Origin of the sequence: Capnocytophaga haemolytica, assembly GCF_001553545.1 — a bacterium.
GTDB classification, from domain to species: domain Bacteria; phylum Bacteroidota; class Bacteroidia; order Flavobacteriales; family Flavobacteriaceae; genus Capnocytophaga; species Capnocytophaga haemolytica.
On record NZ_CP014227.1, the window covers coordinates 2,553,660 to 2,570,820 of the forward strand.

Genomic DNA, 17,161 nt, shown 5'->3' on the forward strand with positions numbered 1-17,161 from the left:
CTTTTTTACACACTATCTTTTTGAATAACCTATAAAATAAAAACACCAATTCATTTATAATTACTTACAAATCAGCAATCAAAAACATTATTCTCATTTATATAGCACACCGTCAAAAAATTACCCTTCTCACAAAAACACCGCGTCCCTTTTTTACCCTACAAAAACTTTTTTTGCAAAAATTAACGTTACTCACAACAACACTTTTCTATTGAAACCAATTTACACGACAAAGATACACAATTTATTTTAATGATCGTTCACATACAGAAAATATATAGGTAGGTATTGCAAAGTGCTAAGCAATTATTTACACCTATTATATATAAACGCAAAAATATTTGGTAGATAAGAAAAGTATTTATATCTTTGTCGCATTAAAATTCGTAAAACTTATGAACACAGAACTATTTGAATTACGCCACATCGGGGCTGCGGAAAAAGACCTCCCCGAAATGCTCCGCACTATCGGAGCCGAAAGCCTTGACGCGCTTATCGATGAAATTATCCCTGAGCACATACGCCTCAGGAAACCACTTGACCTCCCTGAGGGGATGAGCGAGTACCAATTGCTGAATCACATTGATACGCTCGCTAAGAAAAATAAAATCTTTAAGAGTTATATTGGGCTGGGTTACCACGAGGCAATCACCCCCTCGGTAATCAAGCGTAACATTTTTGAGAACCCAGGTTGGTACACCGCCTACACGCCTTACCAAGCTGAAATCGCACAAGGGCGCTTAGAGGCACTGCTCAACTTCCAAACGGTCATTGCTGACCTTACTGGAATGGAAATCGCCAACGCCTCTCTCTTGGACGAATCTACATCGGTTGCGGAAGCGATGCTGATGCTCTTTGACCTACGCTCACGCGAACAGAAGAAAGCCAATGTAAAGCGTTTTTTTGTTTCAGAAGAAATACTCCCTCAGACTTTATTAGTACTCACCACCCGCGCCGAGCCTTTTGGCATTGAGGTAGTGGTAGGCAATCACCAAACCACAAGCCTCGACGAGACTTACTTCGGTGCTTTGGTGCAATACCCTGCAACCAGTGGGGCGCTCTTCAACTACAACGACTTTATCAACGAGGCACATAGCAAGCAAATAAAAGTAGTAGTCGCTGCTGACCTGCTGAGCTTAGTACTCTTAGAGGCACCTGCAAACTTCGGTGCTGACGTGGTAGTAGGCAGCTCGCAGCGCTTTGGCATTCCACTGGGCTATGGAGGCCCACACGCAGGCTATTTTGCTACTCGGGCTGAGTATAAGCGTTCCATACCAGGGCGCATCATAGGGATCACCATCGATGCCGACAATAACCGCGCACTGCGTATGGCGTTACAAACACGTGAGCAGCATATCAAGCGCGAAAAAGCGACCTCCAACATCTGTACCGCTCAGGTGCTGCTAGCAGTGATGGCGGGTATGTACGCCGTATACCACGGTCCTGAGGGCTTGCGGTACATCGCTCACAAGGTACACCAAGCCACCTTTACCTTAAAGATCCACTTAGAGCAAGCAGGCTTTACGGTGGTGAATAACACATTCTTCGACACTGTCAGAGTAAAAGCCAACGCTGCCAAAGTGCGCGAAGTAGCTGAGAAACAAGGTATCAACTTCTATTATCCAACAAGCGATACCATAGCCATCTCACTAAACGAAACAGTGGGTATCGACGAGCTAAACGCTATTCTTAGCGTATTCTCAGAGGCTGAACACAAGAAGATCACCCCTGTGGGAGCGCTCATTGAAGGTAATGCCATCCCTGAGGAGTTACAACGCCACAGCGATTTTCTCACTGCTGAGGTGTTCCACCGTTACCATAACGAAACTGATATGATGCGCTACATTAAGAGCTTAGAGCGCAAAGACTTGTCGCTGAACCACTCAATGATATCGCTTGGCTCGTGCACGATGAAGCTCACTGCCGCTACCGAGATGCTCGCTTTGAGCAGTGCTGCTTGGGCGAATATCCACCCCTTTGTACCTCGTGAGCAAGCCGAGGGTTACCACATAATGCTTACAGAGTTAGAGCACGATCTGGCGACTATCACGGGCTTTGCAGCCACTTCTCTACAACCAAATTCAGGAGCTAATGGCGAATACACAGGTTTGATGGTGATCCGCTCATACCATCAGTCAAGGGGTGAGGGGCACCGCAATGTATGCCTGATACCTGCCTCAGCCCACGGCACCAATCCTGCCTCAGCAGTGATGGCTGGTATGGAAGTGGTGGTAACGGCTACCGACGCCCAAGGCAATATCGATGTAGCTGACTTCAAGGAAAAGGCGGAAACCCACCGCGACCGCTTGGCAGCAGTGATGATCACCTACCCTTCCACCCACGGCGTATTTGAGTCGTCAATCACTGAGCTGGTGAAGATCGTGCACGAAAACGGCGGCCAGGTGTATATGGACGGTGCTAATATGAATGCCCAAGTGGGGTTGACCAATCCTGCCACTATTGGTGCTGACGTGTGCCACCTGAACCTACACAAAACATTTGCTATTCCTCACGGCGGTGGAGGTCCTGGGGTAGGTCCTATCTGTGTGGCTGCCCACTTGAAGGATTTTCTACCTACCAACCCCATTGTGTCCGTAGGCGGAAAGAAGTCGCATATCGCTGTTTCTGAGGCTCCTTACGGAAGTGCTTACGTGTGCCTTATTTCCTATGCCTATATCAAGATGCTGGGTGGTAAAGGGCTCGCTGATGCAACGTGCTATGCAATCCTCAATGCTAACTACCTCAAAGAGTGTCTTAAGGCGTATTACCCAATACTCTATACAGGTGAAAAAGGTAGGGCAGCCCACGAGATGATCCTTGATTGTCGTCCATTTAAGGAGAAAGGCATTGAAGCTATCGACATCGCTAAGCGCCTAATGGACTACGGATTCCACGCACCCACCGTCTCTTTCCCCGTAGCAGGCACTCTGATGGTAGAGCCTACTGAAAGTGAGAGCAAGGCACAACTCGATCAGTTTGTCGAAGCGATGGTGGCTATCCGCAAAGAGATTGACGAATGCAGTGAGGCTGATACTAACAACGTGCTAAAGAATGCTCCTCATACACAGGCTATGCTCACCGCTGACGAGTGGCACCTGCCTTACAGTCGACAGAAAGCCGCTTTCCCCCTACCCTACCTCAGTGAGAATAAGTTTTGGCCTGCAGTGCGCCGCGTAAACGACGCCCACGGTGACAGGAACTTAGTCTGCACCTGCGCCCCTATTGAGGCGTATATGGTTTAATAGCTCTCAGGTCTCAGGTCTCAGCTCACAGAACTGACTCCTGACTCCTAACCCCTATATAGTGTAGCTTATAGAAAAGGCACTGCGAAAGTATTTCGCAGTGCCTTTTCTTTATTCTATTACCTAAAAATTCCTTAAGATTAAGGGTATAGTGCCATATTGCATTGAGCTTTAGTAGTTCTTTTATCCCATTATAATAGGTTAATTTTCCGTTATTCTTAGTTTTATTTTCTTATTATTGTTCGAGATCTGTTCGATATTCATTCGATATGTATCCGATACGTGTCCGTAATAGTTTCGATAAATGGACAGAGTAGTAAGGAGAAAATATTTCTGCTCGCTGACCCTTGATTTTATTCTAAAACTGAAAATATATAAATGCTTGCAGATCGGTGGAGTAGGCTTGATAGCAGATCAGCACTACTACTACGGCAATGGCTCCCTTTACCACATAATGGCTGTGTGCGAAGATATGCTCGATGTGGTCTTTCCACTTTTGAGGTAGCCAATGGGTGATATAGCCGATGAGGATAATCATAAAGGGGATGTTGTTGTACTTAATCACTTGCATTGCCCCTGCCCAATTCATATTATGTGCCACCTGTCCGAACCACTGTCCCACGGCTTCCATATCGGTACTGCGGAAGAAAATACGTGTAAAGGTGATAAAGACAAAGGTGAAGGTGATCTTCCAAAAGCGGGCTATCCATCGGGTGGAATGCTCGTAGGGGCTGACCTTGCGCCAATACTTATAGGCAACGACCCCTAACCCATTGAGCCCGCCCCATATCACGAACTTCCAGCTAGCACCGTGCCATAGCCCCCCGATGAGCATCGTAAGCATAATGTTGATATTGGTAATCACCGCGTGTTCAAAATCTTTAAAGTAATACGCCGCTACGGCACCTGCTACGAGCAATACCCCAATGATGATGGTGAAGGCGAGGTTATGCACCGCCACCACTGCCACTATGGCAAAGAAAAGCCCGAAGATAAAAGTACCCAACGAGGCATTGCGATTACCCCCCAGAGGGATATAAAGGTAATCCTTCAGCCAAGTGGAGAGCGAGATGTGCCAACGCTTCCAGAAGTCGCCACAATTGAGGGCTTTATAAGGCGAATTGAAGTTTACGGGCAGCTGAAAGCCCATCAAGAGGGCAACGCCAATGGCGATGTCAGTATAGCCCGAGAAGTCGCCGTAAATCTGCAAAGAATAGCCAATGAGTGCCATTATTCCCTCAAAGCCTGAGTGCATCGTAGGCGCATCGAATACGCGGTCAAGAAAGTGCAGGGCAATGAAGTCGGCAAAGATCATCTTCTTTATTAAGCCTTTTAGGATAAGGAATATCGCCTTGTTAAAATCATCGCGTGAGATGTAAGTGCGCTGCAATATCTGCGGCACAAACTCTTCGGCACGCACAATGGGACCTGCCACAAGTTGGGGGAAGAAACTCACGTAGAAACCGAAGTCCAAGATAGAGCGCAAAGGCGGTAGCTTATGGCGGTAGATATCTACGGTGTAGCTGATGGTCTGGAAGGTGTAGAAGGATATCCCCACAGGCAGGATAATCTTGTCCACGGTGAAGTAGCCTGTGTTAGAAAAGCCATTCGCCCAATAGGCTAAGTAGTTAAACGTCTGGTGATGGGTATGGAAGAGGGCATTGTAGCTATCGGTGAAGAAGTAGGCGTATTTAAAGTAGAAGAGCACTAAGAGGTTCAGACACACGCTGATGGTAACGGCTATCTTGCGGCGGCGTTCATCGGTTTGGGCGTAAATGTAGTGCCCCAGATAGAAGTCCGTGAGCGTACTGAACACCAGCAACAGCACAAACATACCGCTGGCTTTGTAGTAGAAATAGAAGCTCGCCAGTAGCAAAAAGAGGTTGCGCACGTGTTTGCGATCAAAGATGAGCACGAAGATGGCGTAGACCAATGCGAAGAATATCCAGAAATCGATACGCACAAAGGTCAGCGGATGGTCGGACTCGAAGTTAAAGAAGTTCTTAAAAAATTCTATCATTGTGATGGAGTTATTCTACTGCGTTAAGATCGTTATGGAGGCATTGGTAAAACACTTCGGAGATCAGCTGAGTGCCTTTGGGGGTGAAGTGCACGTAGTCAGAGGCTGCCATACCTTTCTTCACCCAAGTTTCCATTGAGTTGGTGCCGCCCATAGCCTCGTACAGACTGAAATAGGCGATACCGTTCTCCAAGCACTGTTCTTTCATTATTTCGTTGAGCTTCGGCAGCATTGGGTAAGTAACGAGCTTGCCATTCTGCGAGGTGGTCATATCCCCCGGACCGATGAGCATCAGCATTGCCGTGGGGTTGGCTTTCTTGAGGTATTTCATATTGTAGAGTAGCCCCTGTACGTACTCGCGCAGTTGATGCTCGGTGCGCATATACGGAATGGTGTTGCCGCCATATTGAAAGATGAAGATATCCACAGGGCGTTCTACGCTCATCTGGCGTATGTTGGGGTAGTTCATACGGGTGAAGATGCGCCCAGCCTCACCGCGCATTGCTACGTTATCCATACGCACGCCCGCTGCTGCATCGAGGGTGATGCCGTAGAAATCAGGACTTACGCGCGTAAGGAACTCCACTTTCAGCTCTGCGGGGGTGGTGGTGAAGTTCAACCGATAGGCGTGTGCCTGTCCATCGGCAATGAGGGCATCTTCGCGGATGAGCACCCCATCTTGGTATACGCGGATGTCTACGGGGGTAGTGGTATTGCCGTAATAGAGGGCAAACTTGGTGTAATTGCGCAGCCTTGCATAAGATTTCACCGAGGGCTTTACAGTGAAGGAGGCGGTGGTAAATTTCACCTTAGTGGTATCGACAGGCAGGGCGTAGTAAGGTGTAAAGCGCGAGTAGGTAGCAAAGAGCCCGTACTTGTTATGGGCAACGCCTTTGCGCTGCTTACGGTCGAAGAAGGCATAACGTTCCCACTGTGGTGAGGTAGTGATGTCTAAGCTGTTCTGTCCGTAAACCACTTTGATGGGCACAAAGCCTGGACCGCCACCACTGTAAGCCATCTGCAAGCGATTGCGCACATAGGCGGTGATGCGGTCGCCCTCGAGCTGCGAATCGCCATAGTGCACTATTTGGCATATCCCTTTGCGGAGGCGTTTTTTTAAGTCGCGGATATAATCAATGCGGTTACCTGGGTAGTAAATCTTGCCCATCGCATTGGTATCAAGACTGTCGGGCGGGGCAGTGATGGTATCGGCTACGGTAACCACATCTTCTTCTTTAACGATAGTTTTCGTATCCTTAATCAGCTCGTCTACTTTGTGGTTTTCCTTTTCTTCTTGGCGGAAGAGGATGTCGACAGTAGGGTAGCGCAGCATCTTGCCACCGATAGCAATGCCCTCGCGCACAGTGCCTTGGGGTGTAGTGTAGTAACTGCTAAAGAGGGTCATCAGCAGTAGGGCGAGCAACACGCTCACGATGAATAAAAGAATGTTTTTAGGTTGCATATCAATCAATTGCTAAGGTTTCCCACTCTTCCATCAGAGTGTCTAATTCTTGTTTCTTACGGTCGTAATCCTTGTAGAAGTCATCGCTTTGCATACCGCCTTCCATTGTTTTGAGCATCTGATTGAGCTCAGTTTCCACCTCAGCAATGCGCTTTTCTATCTTGTTAATCTTATTCTGCAACGCCTTTTGTTGTTTCTGCTCTGCGTAAGCTTGAGGCATCAGGCTTGAGGTATCAGGCTTGAGAGGAGCTGATAATGTGTTCTGCTCTACTCTCTGCTCATTACGCTCTACTCTCTCCACCTCTCTAAACGACGCTGCAGCACGCTGCTCCAAGTAAAAATCAATATCCCCAAGATATTCCTTGATGTGTCTATCCTTAAACTCGTATACCTTATCGGTGAGCCCCTGAAGGAAGTCGCGGTCGTGCGATACGATGATGAGCGTACCCTCAAACTGTTGTAGGGCGGCTTTCAGTACGTTTTTGGACTTGATATCCAAGTGGTTCGTAGGCTCGTCCATCACCAGCACGTTGAAGTCCGAGAGCAGCATCTTCGCCAATGCCAAGCGGTTGCGTTCGCCCCCTGAGAGCACCTTCACTTTCTTATCCACCTCATCGCCACGGAAGAGGAACGCCCCCAAGATGTCTCGTATTTTCGTGCGATTGCTGTCGTTGGCAGCACCAAACATCGTATCGAGTACCGTCAGTTCGCCGTCTAAGTAATGAGCTTGGTTCTGTGCAAAATAGCCCAACTGCACATTATGCCCGAGGCGTATATGTCCCTCAAAGGGTATCTCCCTCACGATCATCTTTGCCAGCGTGGTTTTGCCTTGCCCGTTCTGCCCTACAAAGGCAATCTTGCTGCCGCGCTCCACTAATAGCGACAGGTGTTCGAGCACCTGCTTATCGCCGTAAGCCTTTGATACATCGCTGATTTCCAGCACCACCTTGCCTGGGGTTACCGATACGGGGAAGCGCACGCTCATCACGGCATTGTCCTCCTCATCTACCTCTATGCGCTCTATCTTGTCGAGCTTCTTCATCAGCGACTGCGCCATTGAGGCTTTGGTAGCCTTGGCGCGGAACTTTTCGATGAGCTTTTCTGTCTGTTGTATCTTCTTCTCTTGGTTCTTCTGTGAGGCGAGTTGCTGCTCGCGTATCTCCTTGCGGAGTTCTAAGAACTGCGTGTAGGGCTTGGGGTAATCGTATATCTTGCCTACGGAAATCTCAATCGTTCTATTGGTAACATTGTCGAGGAACATACGGTCGTGCGATACTACCACTACCGCCCCTGAGTAGGTGGTGAGGAACTGCTCCAGCCACAATATCGACTCGATATCCAAGTGGTTGGTAGGCTCGTCCAGCAGCAGGATGTCGTTGTTTTGCAGGAGGAGCTTAGCCAGCTCGATGCGCATACGCCAGCCCCCCGAGAAGCTATCGGTGAGCTTGCCAAAGTCCTCGCGCTTAAAGCCCAGCCCGATGAGCACCTTTTCGGTGTCGCCTTGGTAGTGATAACCGCCGAGGATGTCGTAGCGGTGGGTGAGTTCGCTGAGCGTGTCGAGCAGTTGGTGATATGCCTCGCTCTCGTAGTCGGTGCGGTGTTCCAGCTGGTGGTGGATAGCGTCTAACTGCGCCTCCACCTGCTTGATTTCGTCAAAGGCTTGGTACGCCTCCTCGAGGATAGTGCGCCCAGCGATGAAGTCTATGTCCTGCTTGAGGAAGCCGATGCGTACGTCCTTATCAGTAGCGATGACCCCAGAGTCGGGCTTGAGTTCACCCGAGAGCAGCTTGAGCATTGTAGATTTGCCCGCGCCGTTCTTGCCGATAAGCCCCACACGGTCGCCTCCTTTGAGCATAAAGGCAACCTCTTCAAATAAATATTCCCCTTGGAATGAAACCGATAAATCGTGAACGTTTAGCACTTTTTTTAGCTTTCAGCTCTCAGCTTTTAGCTTTTAGACAGCGCACAAACCATACGTATCACGCATAGCTTGCCCCTCAAAGCTCAAAGCTCGAAGCTCTTACAAGGCGCAAAAGTACAACTTTTTTGGAAAATAGACGATTATAAAGAGAAAAAAGAGCAGAGAGTAAATTGATCATTGACATCTAATCATAAAAAAAGTGAAGCCTAACATTCAGCTTCGTTATGCATCCGTTCTGGCTTCGTTTTTCAATAGAGAGTAATGGTAATGGATAATGTAGAGAGCTGAAAGCTATCCCCTAAAAGCTAAAAAGCTATCTAAAACTATAGCGCAGTGGCAATTGATGTGCTCTGAGGTAATCCTCTAAGCCTTTGTATTGCTCCTTGTGGGTGCGAAAGTCAGCCAATGCATTGTAGAACATACGGCACTCGGCAATCATCGCACGGTCGTCCTTGCCCAAACGCTGTGAAAGTGTCTCAAATTCATCGATGCGGGCAAGCTCAGTGGGCAGGTCATCATCTAAGAGAATCGCCCAAGGCAACTCGTGTAGCGAAAACCAAAAGCCTTTGCGCAGGGTATCGTACCACAAGGTGAGTCCCTGAGGGTCGTCGGGGTCGTCAGCGAGCAGTGCACTGATGAGGTCGTCGGTCTCCAAGTCCAAAGCCCAAGCAGTGTTAAGTCCCTCGCGTAAGTGCAACAACAGACGAGCAAACCACGCCGCACAGCCCTCACCCCCAGCCCATATAGAACGCAGCTTCTTAAAGAAGGGTACACTGAGCAGCACTTTATCTTCATTGGCAAATACAAAGTCTTGTAATGCCTCCGCTGAGGGTAACGCTTCATAAGGGAATAGCTCCCAATCGCGTAACGCCTCAAAGCGTGCCCGCCGTGCCTCCTTAGGCAGATATTCCCCCAGAGGATAACGCTCATAAATCGTAAGATAATCTTGTAATATATTCATTTATTAGCCTTTAGGAATTAGCTTTTAGAATAGAGTGTAAAAGTGCTTTTAGGTATACTCTAAAAGCTATCAGCTATCACATACCCCCCTGTCCACGCATTTTGGAAGTTAAAGCCGCCTGTTACAGCATCAATATCAAGCACTTCACCTGCGAGGTAAAGGCGTGGGTGCAGCTTGCTTTCAAAGGTCTTGAAGTTCACCTCAGAGAGCCTTACCCCGCCTGCGGTTACAAACTCCTCTTTAAAGGTTGCCTTGCCCGTAATGCGAAAGTGCGAGGCGGTAAGTGCCATAGCTAAATCGCGCAAGAAGGGCTTCCCCACTTCTGCCCATAGTTGCCCCGCAATGCCCTCTCGCTCGGTGATGCGCTCCCACAGTCGCTTGGGCAAACCGTAGAGCGGGTGGGTATACACCTGTCGCTTGGCGTGTTGCGCTTTCTGCTCTTGCAAATCGGCAAGTACCTGCTCAAAAGTAAGCTCCTCACCGCTGGCAGCCGTCCAATTCACTTGTAGCACACATTGGTAATCGCGATCTGCCAACAGCCGTGCCCCCCAAGCCGAAGCCCGCAACACAGCAGGACCGCTAAACCCCCAATGGGTAATGAGTAGTGGACCTCGTTGTCGTACTTTTAGCGGCGTACCCTCTGTGCTTAACAACGAGAGTGCTACCTCAGCACTTACCCCTGCCAAGTCTTTGATAAATGTATCATCTGTATGGAAAGTAAATAAAGAAGGCACAGGCGGCACAATAGTATGCCCCAAGCGGGCTAAGATGTCCCACATCTTGGGATTGCTGCCTGTGGTAACAACTAACCGCTCTGTTGTAAAAGTATCGGTAGCGGTCTGCACCTGCCATAAGTCATTAGCAAATTGTATATCACGGACGTTCTGCGCTGTAAGTAAAGCTATACCGCTCTTTTGGATAGCCTTCATAAAACAGTTGATGATACTCTCTGAGTTATTGGAATCGGGGAATACACGCCCGTCAGCCTCTATCTTTACGGGCACGCCGTGCGCTTCGAACCACTCCATCACGTCGCCACTCATAAAGCGATGAAAAGGACTCAGCAACTCCTTAGCTCCACGTGGATAGGCACGGACGAACTCCTGCGGCACATACTCCGCATTGGTGAGGTTACACCGCCCACCCCCAGAGATACGCACCTTCTGCAAAGGCTCTTTGCCCTTCTCTAAGATAGTGATGCGCCACTGAGGGTATCGCTCAGCGGCATTGATAGCGGTGAAAAAGCCTGCTGCACCTCCACCAATAACGAGTAGATCTAAGAGTTCAACATTGCTCGTTTTTGGTTGTTCAACAATATTCGTATCACAAATTACTTTACTCATAAGTAGTGTATGCTTGTTTAATGTGCGCAAAAGTACAACATATTTTCCACATAGCAATAGTACACAAAAAAGGTCAGTAATCAACTATTTGTTCTGACTACTGACCTTTGATTTCTATTCTCTGACCTCTAACTAATCGTCAATACCAATAAAATTACCTTCTTTGTCGAAGAGTAGGTCTCTACCATCACTGAGTTCTACCTTAAAGCGACCACTGTGTAGGTTGCGTTTGAGTTCCTTGATGGTTGAGGGCACAAAATGCGCTTGCACCTCTGTGAGGATTGCCGTAGGTATCAATCGCTCGGGCACTACCCCACGGCGCACCTTGATTTCCTTCCACTCACCTTCACCATTGAACTCTACTTCTACACCATTCTTAAAAAAAACAGTATACTCAGTGCTATCCCAGTCGCTGTCCTGCCATACTGAGGCGATATCCGCTACCAGAAAGTGTTGATGCACAAAGTTCTCTGCCGTAGCAGGCAGTGCTGAAAATGCTATCTTTCTATCTTGTGCCGAAAGCGTGCCCACAGCGAGTGCTGCGGCAGCTAATAACCATATCTTTTTCATCTTAATCGTCTGCTCTTAAAAATTTACCCTTTAAACTAAACTCCAAGTCCACCCCATTGCTCAGATCTACCTCGTATTTGGTATTGCCCTTGTCTATGGCTTTAACGAGTGCCTTAGGATAGTGCTTCTTCACATACTTACTGATCTTCGCAGGCAGCACCTTATCAGATACCGCTCCGTTGCGTGCCTTGATTTCCTTCCATTGACCATTGTGGCGAAACTCTACCTCTGTACCATCGTCAAAGAGGACGGTATACTCGGTGCGCTCACCTCTGTCGGCTTCTTGCCATACGGAAACCACCGCAAGTTCTGAATAATACTGCTGCACAAACTGCTGTGCAGCCTGAGGCAATGCCCCAATGGGGATTAACCCCTCTTCTTGTTGCGCTGAGGCGATGCTAAAGCTAAACACCACAGCCGCTGTTAGTAACCATTGTTTTAACATATATAATTAGCTTTTAGCAATGAGCTTTTAGCTTTTAGCACTCACCGCAGGTTATTTTTCTCTTCACGGCTCACTCACCCATTCAGGCAATCGCGCGCCAAGTCCATAAGGCATAGGAATGTACTTGCCCCGCTCCACACGCTTAAACCTTGCATCCTTTCCACTGACCCATACCCCCGAATTGCCATACCCTACCTTAGGATTGAAGTGATAGATATAAGTTTTTTCCGAAAACACATAATAGTCATCGTAAATCACCGTGAGATATAGCCGTCCCTTATGCCCCGTAAAATCCTGTGCTATAGCCGCTGCCGTAGTGAGTTTTATGGTGAGCTCCTTCTCTTTCTCAGCAAACTCAGAGGAACCATATACATAGTACGATCGCTTTGCCATAATGCAACTACTGAGTGCACAAAGCATCAAAATGAGTAGACAATGCTTCATATTCATCTAATAAAAATCAAACAGAGACTCTTGTTTAGCTCCTCTAAAATAGAGAATGCTTATTATACCCAAAGCCTCATTTATTGAATAATAAACATAAAAACGATTCTTAAAGAATGAACGCTGATACAAATCTTCATCCTCAATATAGCGAGCCAAGAAGTAAGGATCGTCAGCAAGCTCTCGTTCAAACAAATCAAGTGCTAACTCTATCTTCTTAGAATATGAGGTCGAAAAGGTTTTTCTATTCCAAAAACTATACGTATCACTAAGACTTTGTAAAGCCTCCTTGTCCCATAGTACCAGCATATTTTTTATCTTCTTTAATAAAAAACTCCTTTATGTACTGTTTTCTCTCTTCTGAACTCACATAAATACCTTGTGCCATTCGCTCCCTTGCTTGTGTTATTTGCACTCGCTCAGCAGCTGTTAGCGGTGCTAACGGCTCTTCCACAGCGTCTAACGCCAAAGCCTCTTCTGCATCAGTATGTCTTTTGTAATTCAACATTATCATTTAGAAATTAAAAATTAGTGGTTAGCACTTAGCGATTAGTCCAGCACCTGAGCACTGTGAACTCTGCACTAGGCACTAACCGCTAACCACTACTTTACTAATAATTATAATTCGTATTGACCAAGTCACCTTTGCTATCGAAGTACGCATCAGGGGCGTTACCCACAAAATCAACCCTAAAGCCAATATTTGTTTTGCTAATACCTTCTATAATCAAACCGTTCTTAGCAGCATATTCGGCGATTGCCTTCGGTAAGAAAGTCGTAGGAATGCTATTGCCGTCCTCAGCCTCTACCTTCACCCAATTGCCATCACGGGTAAACTCAATCTCAGTTTTATCGCTCATCTCCACAGAGAACCGCTGCCCATTGTCCTCGCGCTCTACCTCCACAATCTTTGCATTAGGAAAGTGGGTAGAGACGAAGTTCCTTGCTTCTGGTGGCAACGAAGCACAACTGACCATCAACAGCGGTAAAATCAATAAAATATACTTCTTCATACCGCTACTAATCATCGTATCTCAAGAAATTACCTCTTGCATCAAACTCAGCCTCTACACCATTGGCGAGCTCTACTTCATAGCCTGAGCGTTTCTTATCGAGTTTATAAACCCCAGCCCCTGCGTGATTCTTGCTCAGAAAACTCTTAATACCAGCGGGCAACAGTTTCTCAGGCACTTTACCACTGCGCGATTTGACCTGATCCCAATCGCCATTGGTGTGAAACTCCACTTCATCACCATTGTGAAACACCACCTTGTAGTCCTTATCACGGTCGTCATCATCAACCCACACTGAGGCAACACTCTCCAATGAGTAATACTGCTTTACGAATGCCTGTGCCTTCTTGGGCAACTGATTGAAGTTAATCTGACGGTCGTCATTTGCAAAAGCATTGCTAAAACTAAGCATAGCGATGATTACCACCGCAAAATTGATCATTTTTTTCATCTTTATAATATTTTTAATTAATATGCGGCAAAAATACTACTTATTTTGAAATAAACAATACTTCTCACAAAAATCTACCGTCTACCATCGTAAGTTTGCGGTCAGCCATCGCGGCAAGTTCCTCGTTATGAGTAACAATCACAAAGGTTTGTCCCAGCTCATCGCGCAAACGGAAAAACAGCCTATGCAGCTGCTCTGCCGATTCCGAATCGAGGTTACCGCTGGGCTCATCGGCAAATACCACATCAGGGCGATTCATCAAAGCTCGGGCTACTGACACCCGCTGTTGCTCACCGCCTGAGAGTGCCGCTGGTTTATGGTCAGCCCGCTCAGCCAAGCCCAAGAAGCCCAACAGCTCACGCGCTCGCTCTTCTGCCTCAGCGAGCCGCTGACCAGCAATCAACGCGGGGATACACACGTTCTCCAATGCCGTAAACTCAGGCAGCAGCTGGTGAAACTGAAAGATAAAGCCTATATGCGCATTGCGAAAGCGCGCCAAAGCCTTCTGTGAGAGACTCAGCACATCGGTGCCGCCTATGCGCAGCGTGCTGCCCTGCCCACTATCAGCACTGTCGAGCGTACCCAAAATGTGCAATAGCGTAGTTTTGCCCGCACCCGATGCCCCCACAATGGAAACCACCTCGCCACGAGCCACCTCGATGCTCACCCCTTTGAGTACCTCCAAATCCTTGTAAGTCTTATGTATGTTTGTTGCTTGAATCATCTTTTTTAAGAAATTAGAAAGGAGAAATTAGAAAATTAGGAATTAGCGAATAGTTCGGCGCGTTAGCAATTTACTCTTTACTCTTTACTGACTTCTGACCTCTGCCCCCTGACTACTGACCTCTGCTCTGATAAATATACACCTCGGTAGCTCCTACGCCGTATTTGGCGTATTCAGCATCATAGAAGGTAACGTTGGGGTAACGCCCGAGGAGGAACTCCAACTCAGTGCGCAGTACCCCCTCCCCTACTCCGTGGATAAAAACCACGCGTTGCAGCCGCTTCTCGATGGCAAATTCCAACTGCCGCCTTGCCGTCTCCAACTGCAAAGTGAGCATATCGTAAGGCGTCATATTCTTAATCGAATCGGTAAGTTGCTCAATGTGTAAGTCTACCTCCATCGGTGGCACCTTCTTCTCTTTCTTGGACAGTGCCACAGGCTTTGCACGCCGCTGAGGGGCGTCCTTTGCAAGCGTATCAGCATCTGCCGCCACAAAACTGCGCGTAAGGTCTCCCTCCGCCCTAAGTACAACCAACTCGTGGGCAGGAAAAACCAACTCAAAACCCTCATCGCTGAGCACCGTTATTTCATTACCACGAATACCAATCACCGCCCCGCGAATGGTATCGTCAAGTACCTCTACTGTATCTCCTATGTTCATTGTTTATTAGGGGTTAGGGATTAGCGAATAGCGAATAGGGAATAGGGATTAGCAATTTACTCATTACTCTCTTCCTTTGGCGGCAATCCGCGTGATATGCGGTATACACCTACCATCAATAGCACCACACCTACGGTCAGCAACAGCTGATCGTACTGCTTAAACCAATAGCGCGACAAGGCTATGGCTACTCCTAATATCATTAATATGTAATTCATATTTTTTAGTGTATAATGTATAATGCACAATGTATAATGATGCTAACGCACCGAACTAATCACTAATTACTAATCACTAATTACTACAATTATACATTATTTATTGTTTTTCTTTGCGGTTTTTATACTACTTGTGAGTATTTTGATCAATTCAACTGCCTCTGCATTAATACTCTCAAATTCCTTTTCAGTGATATATTCAGTCATAAAAAGCAATTCAAGCCAATAAAGCGTCTCATTTATTTCCTTATGTGCAATGGACAGTTTATGCGTAAAATCCGACAGACTTTCAGAGCATTCCGATTCCCTAACCATAGCCCCTATCGAAGTGCCACTGCGCATCACCTGCTTTGATAATATATATTCATCCTTCTGTTCGCATAAGTACTTATAGAGCCTCACAATCCTTATAGCAAAATGAAAACTCTTCTCCCTTAAAACACTCTCCCTCATAATAATTATACATTATACATTATAAATTATACACTAATATTAAGTATGCCCTTTGCCAACTCTATCATTCGTTTATCGCCTGTATGCTTATTAGGCTCATCGGAGAGCTTTACCGTAGGCACCCACTCATTGTCCGAAGTAAGCACCTCAGTGAGCTTCATCACGATGTTCATCGGACGCAAACCCACATCGTTCGTCAAGTCAGTGCCAATACCAAACGAAAGCCCTATCTTACCCCTACACGCCTCAGTGATGAGCTGCACCTTCTCCGTATTGAGCCCATCCGAGAAAATGATGTACTTCGAAAGCGGGTCAATCCCCATACGCTTATAGTGAGCGATCGTCTTCTCTGCAAAGACGATAGGGTCGCCGCTATCGTGCCGCACCCCGTCAAAGAGCTTGCTAAACTTCTTGTCAAACTGCTTAAAAAACACGTCCGTAGTATACGTATCCGAAAGCGCTACCCCCAAGTCGCCACGGTAGACGTCCACCCAATGCTCTAATGACAAGGCGTTCGACATCTTATAGCTGTACTCCGCCGCGTGGAACATAAACCACTCGTGGGCGTGCGTACCGATAGGCTTCACTTGGTACTTCATCGCAAAATGCACATTGCTCGAGCCCGCAAAGCGCCGCGCAGCACCATTGGTAAGCGTGCGCATCACGATGTCGTGCACGTGATACGAATGCCTGCGGCGCGTGCCAAACTCAGCAAAAGCCACATTCAGCTCATTGTATACCCGCACCTTCTCCAGCGTGTTCTCCACAATGCGCTCATCGCTCCAGCCCTGTGCCTTGGTCAAGCGGTAGTACAACTCACTGATCATCGCCAGCAGCGGCACTTCCCAGAGGATCGTACGATACCAATACCCCTCGACGTGTACCTCCAAGTCCGCCCCACGCTGCTCTATCTTCACCTCCGAAGGATCATAGCGATACCCCTCGAGAAAGTCCAAATACAGCGGCGAGAGGTAAGGACAATTCTCCTGCAAAAACAGCTTCTCATCCTTAGTGAGCTTCAGCTGAGCCATCGCATTGACCCCCTGCTGCAATGCCCCTGCAAAGCCCTCAGGAAATTCGTGCTTGCCTCGGTTGATAAACGTATAACGCCCCTTATTCGTAGGGAAAAGCTGCACCACAGCACACTGCATCGTGAACTTGTAAAAATCGTTATCCAAAATGGAATTAAAAACAGAGTAATTTTCTACTGCCATCTATATTGTATTTATAAAC

At 47.4% G+C, this 17,161-nt stretch carries 18 protein-coding genes; 1 reads left to right on the top strand and 17 read right to left on the bottom strand.

All coding sequences use genetic code 11. The features are described 5' to 3' along the window. The first annotated feature begins 395 nt into the window (after positions 1-395). Positions 396-3,242, top strand: coding sequence for an aminomethyl-transferring glycine dehydrogenase (gene gcvP / locus AXF12_RS11165; protein WP_066431260.1), 2,847 nt, complete (start codon positions 396-398; stop codon positions 3,240-3,242). Between the two features lie 358 nt (positions 3,243-3,600). Here the strand turns inward: gcvP and AXF12_RS11170 are convergent, their stop codons facing one another. From AXF12_RS11170 to pncB, 17 genes are all read right to left on the bottom strand, one after another. Continuing rightward, a complete protein-coding gene (locus tag AXF12_RS11170) occupies positions 3,601-5,262 on the bottom strand; it encodes an MBOAT family O-acyltransferase (RefSeq protein ID WP_066431263.1) in 1,662 nt (553 codons plus the stop codon). Between the two features lie 10 nt (positions 5,263-5,272). Beyond that, positions 5,273-6,724 carry an SGNH/GDSL hydrolase family protein gene (locus tag AXF12_RS11175; RefSeq protein WP_066431265.1) on the bottom strand — a complete coding sequence of 484 codons (1,452 nt, stop codon included), beginning with the start codon at positions 6,722-6,724 and terminating at the stop codon, positions 5,273-5,275. 1 nt (position 6,725) lies between these two features. Next, positions 6,726-8,645: a ribosomal protection-like ABC-F family protein gene (gene abc-f, locus AXF12_RS11180; protein WP_066431268.1), complete on the bottom strand. Its 1,920-nt coding sequence runs from the start codon at positions 8,643-8,645 to the stop codon at positions 6,726-6,728. A 313-nt stretch (positions 8,646-8,958) separates the two neighbouring features. Beyond that, entirely contained in the window at positions 8,959-9,606 is a 648-nt protein-coding gene (locus AXF12_RS11185; RefSeq protein WP_066431271.1) for a hypothetical protein, read from the bottom strand. 59 nt (positions 9,607-9,665) lie between these two features. Beyond that, the gene (locus AXF12_RS11190; RefSeq protein ID WP_066431274.1) at positions 9,666-10,949 is read right to left on the bottom strand and encodes a BaiN/RdsA family NAD(P)/FAD-dependent oxidoreductase; all 1,284 of its coding nucleotides are present in this window, start codon (positions 10,947-10,949) and stop codon (positions 9,666-9,668) included. Between the two features lie 132 nt (positions 10,950-11,081). Then, a complete protein-coding gene (locus tag AXF12_RS11195) occupies positions 11,082-11,519 on the bottom strand; it encodes a PepSY-like domain-containing protein (RefSeq protein ID WP_066431276.1) in 438 nt (145 codons plus the stop codon). A 1-nt stretch (position 11,520) separates the two neighbouring features. Continuing rightward, a complete protein-coding gene (locus AXF12_RS11200) occupies positions 11,521-11,964 on the bottom strand; it encodes a PepSY-like domain-containing protein (RefSeq protein ID WP_066431280.1) in 444 nt (147 codons plus the stop codon). A gap of 63 nt (positions 11,965-12,027) precedes the next feature. Further along, positions 12,028-12,408, bottom strand: a complete 381-nt coding sequence (locus AXF12_RS11205) for a hypothetical protein (protein WP_143325056.1) — start codon at positions 12,406-12,408, stop codon at positions 12,028-12,030. Positions 12,409-12,414: 6 nt separating this feature from the next. Beyond that, a complete protein-coding gene (locus AXF12_RS12350; protein ID WP_074860974.1) occupies positions 12,415-12,717 on the bottom strand; it encodes a hypothetical protein in 303 nt (100 codons plus the stop codon). Beyond that, positions 12,677-12,916 carry a hypothetical protein gene (locus AXF12_RS11210; protein ID WP_143325055.1) on the bottom strand — a complete coding sequence of 80 codons (240 nt, stop codon included), beginning with the start codon at positions 12,914-12,916 and terminating at the stop codon, positions 12,677-12,679. The genes AXF12_RS12350 and AXF12_RS11210 overlap by 41 nt, the downstream gene beginning before the upstream one ends. A 103-nt stretch (positions 12,917-13,019) precedes the next feature. Next, complete coding sequence (locus AXF12_RS11215; RefSeq protein WP_066432019.1) at positions 13,020-13,421, bottom strand: PepSY-like domain-containing protein; 402 nt, start codon at positions 13,419-13,421, stop codon at positions 13,020-13,022. 7 nt (positions 13,422-13,428) lie between these two features. Next, complete coding sequence (locus tag AXF12_RS11220; RefSeq protein WP_066431288.1) at positions 13,429-13,872, bottom strand: PepSY-like domain-containing protein; 444 nt, start codon at positions 13,870-13,872, stop codon at positions 13,429-13,431. Between the two features lie 64 nt (positions 13,873-13,936). After that, on the bottom strand, positions 13,937-14,596 hold the full coding sequence (locus AXF12_RS11225; RefSeq protein WP_066431292.1) for an ABC transporter ATP-binding protein: 660 nt from the start codon (positions 14,594-14,596) through the stop codon (positions 13,937-13,939). 112 nt (positions 14,597-14,708) lie between these two features. Next, on the bottom strand, positions 14,709-15,257 hold the full coding sequence (locus tag AXF12_RS11230) for a Smr/MutS family protein (protein ID WP_066431295.1): 549 nt from the start codon (positions 15,255-15,257) through the stop codon (positions 14,709-14,711). Between the two features lie 56 nt (positions 15,258-15,313). Continuing rightward, a complete protein-coding gene (locus AXF12_RS12355) occupies positions 15,314-15,475 on the bottom strand; it encodes a hypothetical protein (protein ID WP_169792834.1) in 162 nt (53 codons plus the stop codon). 96 nt (positions 15,476-15,571) lie between these two features. Continuing rightward, the gene (locus AXF12_RS11235) at positions 15,572-15,928 is read right to left on the bottom strand and encodes a four helix bundle protein (protein WP_066431301.1); all 357 of its coding nucleotides are present in this window, start codon (positions 15,926-15,928) and stop codon (positions 15,572-15,574) included. A gap of 26 nt (positions 15,929-15,954) precedes the next feature. Then, entirely contained in the window at positions 15,955-17,142 is a 1,188-nt protein-coding gene (gene pncB, locus AXF12_RS11240) for a nicotinate phosphoribosyltransferase (RefSeq protein WP_066431304.1), read from the bottom strand. Positions 17,143-17,161 lie beyond the last annotated feature (19 nt).